Source organism: Oleiphilus sp. HI0117, assembly GCF_001635235.1.
This window is the reverse complement of the sequence record NZ_LWGA01001245.1, coordinates 1-470: the sequence shown is the minus strand read 5'-3', so window position 1 is coordinate 470 and position 470 is coordinate 1. Positions and strand designations below refer to the sequence as shown.

Genomic DNA, 470 nt, shown 5'->3' with positions numbered 1-470 from the left:
TGCCTTTTGTAAGGGTTGGTGGGGCTTGAAGTCCTTTGGTATCAATTATGGCCTTCTGTTTACTTCGTGGGGAATAGGCGGTTTTGTGATGACCAAAATATCGGGAGCGATAGTCGCGAGTACCGGATCCTATGTCTGGTCATTTATCGTGGCTGGAATTCTACTGGCGATTGCCGCTTTCGTTGCATTACGAATGAAAGAACCTAAGAGTGTTGCCTAGAGCATGAAAAAAGGGGCGGGTCTAAATCGACCGGCCCCTTTTGTTTAAGTAAGACTAAACCTGTTTAACACTTAGTTTAGTAAATCATTACCTAAGTTGATTAACTGCGTCTCACCATTGCTATCATCAACACCGTCATTGTCATTGACGACATAAACAGTATTGTCTGCAGTTACGGCTAAGCCTTCCATTTTCTCGTAAGTCGCTCCACCTGGCGCAGACAAGTCACCTTCAGCAATAAGATCTCTGA

Annotated in this window: 1 pseudogene; it reads left to right on the top strand. The window is 44.5% G+C overall.

Annotation, left to right across the window (positions count from 1 at the left end):
- Window positions 1–220: pseudogene (locus tag A3757_RS27180) on the top strand (hypothetical protein); the annotation flags it as partial.
- Window positions 221–470: the final 250 nt, after the last annotated feature.